The 3,059-nt window shown below is 68.3% G+C and carries 2 protein-coding genes; both read left to right on the top strand.

All coding sequences use genetic code 11. From position 1 onward, the window contains the following. The first annotated feature begins 114 nt into the window (after nucleotides 1-114). Nucleotides 115-2,223: a TonB-dependent receptor gene (locus AC1DYX_RS29960; RefSeq protein WP_477265681.1), complete on the top strand. Its 2,109-nt coding sequence runs from the start codon at nucleotides 115-117 to the stop codon at nucleotides 2,221-2,223. A gap of 3 nt (nucleotides 2,224-2,226) precedes the next feature. After that, nucleotides 2,227-3,059: PepSY-associated TM helix domain-containing protein (locus tag AC1DYX_RS29955; RefSeq protein WP_477265679.1), on the top strand; the 833-nt coding region annotated here is incomplete at its 3' end.

Genomic DNA, 3,059 nt, shown 5'->3' with positions numbered 1-3,059 from the left:
GCCCGCCATGTTCTGGACCGTCGCCCTGCTGTACGCCGTCGCCGCCGCCGGCATGCGCGCCATCCGTACCCGACTCACCGTTTTCCAATCCATACAAACACCAACAGGGATTTCATGAAACAAGCACTTCGTCCTCTCCCCTACCTCGTCGCCGTCGCATGCTGTGCGTGGACGCCGGCCCATGCCGACGATCCTTTGATGCCGGAGGTGATCGTCCGGGACAGGAAAATCGATGTGGATGCGTACGAGGCGCTAGACGCCACGAGCGCCACGAAAATCAGCGTGCCGCTGCGCGACGTGCCGCAGACCGTCAACATCGTGCCGGCCGTGGTGCTGCATGACCAGAACGCGCTGTCCTTGCAGGACGCGCTGCAGAACGTGCCGGGCCTGTCGTTCTCCGTCGGCGACGGCCAGCGCGACCAGGTGACGATCCGCGGCTTCTCCGCCATCAGCGACCAGTTCGTGGACGGCGTGCGCGACGACGCGCTGTACTTCCGCGACCTGTCGAACATCGAGCGCGTCGAGGTGCTGAAGGGGCCCGCCTCCGTGCTGTACGGCCGCGGGTCGGCGGGTGGTCTCGTCAACCGGATCACGAAGAAGCCGCAGGAAAATCCGCTGGTCGATGCGGGTATGACGCTCGGTTCGCGCGGGCAGCGCCGGGGCGAGTTCGATGTCGGCACGACGGCGACCGACAAGGATGCCCTGTTCCGGCTGACGGGCGCCGTCGAGGACTCGACCGGTTTCCGCGACCGCTACTTCCTGCGCCGCCAGGCGCTCGCACCGTCGGCCACGTTCCGGCTGCGCCCGGAGACGACGCTGACGATCCAGGCCGACTACCTGCACGACAAACGCCTTGCCGACCAGGGCGTGCCCAGCTACCACGGCCGCCCCGTCGACGTCCCGGTCGAGACTTATTTCGGCGCCGCGAACGCCACTGCGCGCGCATTCGTGCAGAGCGACGTGAAAAGCGCCACCGCGACGCTCGACCACGTGTTCACGCCGGACCTGAAGCTGCACACGGTACTGCGCGCCTATGACTACGCGCTCGACCGCAACTACACGTCGATCGGCGGCATCAAGGATGGCCTTGATCCGACCGTCACGATCGGCCAGAGCCACCGCCTGCGCGACGAGGACGGGCGCTACCTCCAGAACGAACTCGCGCAGACGCTAGCCTGGGGCACGACGAACCACAAGCTGCTGGTCGGTCTCGAACTCGGCCGCCAGAACAAGCGCGAGGTCCTCCGTTCGCGCAACAACGTGGCGACCTACAGCCTGTTCCATCCCGTGCTCGCGGACCTGCCGGTGCTGCCGGATTCCGTGACGCCCAGCGCAGACAACAGGAACCGCGTCGACATCGCCGGCCTGTACGTGCAGGACCTCGTGGCGTTGACGCCCGAATGGAAACTACTGGCCGGCGTGCGCTACGACCGCCTGAAGCAGGACCGCGACGACCGCACGGCGAAGAACGTCGACCTGCACCGCGTCGACGACACGTGGTCGCCGCGCGTCGGCGCCGTGTACCAGCCGACGGGCAAGGTGGCGGTCTATGCATCGTGGAACCGTTCGTTCCAGCCCATCGCGGACTCGTTCACCTTCCGCACCAACAGCGACACCCTGAAGCCGACGCAGACCGTCAACAAGGAAGCGGGCGTGAAGCTCGACCTGTCGGCGCGTTCCAGCCTGACGGCGGCGCTGTTCGACATGACGCAGTCGAACATCCAGGTCGCTGATCCGGCCAACACGAATTTCTCGCTCCCGGTCGGCCGCCAGCGCACGCGCGGCCTCGAACTGAGTTTCATGGGCGAGCTGGCGCCGGGCTGGGATGCGATCGCCGGCTATGCAAACATGCGCGGCAAAATCGAGGATTCGACGGAGCGCACGTCGGCCGGCACGCCGTTCGAAGGCAATACGGCAGCGCTCACGCCGCGCCACACGTTCAATGCGTGGATCAAGCGCCGCCTGGACGGCCATTTCTGGGTGGCCGCCGGCGGGCGCGCGGAGTCGAGCCGCTACGCGTCGCCCGACGATCTCACCACGCTGCCGGGCTATGGCGTCCTGCAGTTCGGCGCCGGCTACGACGGCGCCAGGGTGGACGTCACGTTCACCGTCAGGAATGTACTCAACCGCACTTACTTCGTGTCCGCGCACGGCGGCGCCAACGACTACAACATGCCGGGCGAGCCGCGCACGGTACTGGTCAGCGCGCGCTACCGGTTCTGAACGATGGTCAGCGGTCGCTTCCGTTCCCTGTTGCGGCGCGTGCACCTCGGCGTGGCCCTCGTGTTCGGCGGCCTGTTCGGCCTGTCGGGGCTCACCGGCTGCGCGCTCGCGTGGATGCATGAACTCGACGTCGCGCTCAATCCGGCGCTGTTTTACGCGGCGCCGGCGCCCGGTCCGCTCGCTCCCGGTGCGATCGGGCGCATCGTCGACCGTCTGGCAGCCGACCCGGCGTACGGCCGCCCCAGCCAGCTGACGCTGCCGGAAGGCGGCGGCGAAGTCGCCATCGCGTGGTACCGCCTGCCCTCATGTGACGGGCGCGGGCCCTTTACGCTGGACCGGTCGCGCCAGGTGATGGTGGACCCGGACAGCCTCGTCGTCACGGGCGAACGCGTGTGGGGCGAGCCAGGGCTGTCGCGCCCCCTGCTGATGCCCACCTTGTTCCACCTGCACCGCTACCTGCTGGCGGGCGACGTGGGCAAGACCGTCATCGCCGTTTCCGGCCTCGCGCTGCTGTTCACGTCCGTGTTCGGTCTCGTGCTGGCGTGGCCGAAGACGACCCTCGCGGCGTGGCGCAAAGCCCTGACGATCGCGCACCGCGGCTCGTGGCCGCACTTCCACTACAGCTTTCATCGCGCGGCAGGACTCATCGTTGCGCCTGTGCTGGCGCTGCTGGGCTTTTCCGGTTGCCTGTTCAACCAGCCACAGTGGATCACGCCCGTCGTGGCCAGCGTTGCCGCGGTGACGCCGCCTGCGAGGCCCCGGCCGGACGTCGCGGCGGGCCGGGGCCCGGTCGGCGTCGCGGCGGCGGCGCAGGCGGCCCTGGATGCCTTCCCGGC

It is taken from the genome of Massilia sp. P2_C2 (assembly GCF_056404615.1).
This window is presented reverse-complemented; position numbering and strand designations above follow the sequence as displayed.

Bases quoted from the DNA above. Each gene is read 5' to 3' on its own strand.
- AC1DYX_RS29960 (WP_477265681.1), top strand. From the start codon at position 115: ATGAAACAAGCACTTCGTCCTCTCCCCTACCTCGTCGCCGTCGCATGC.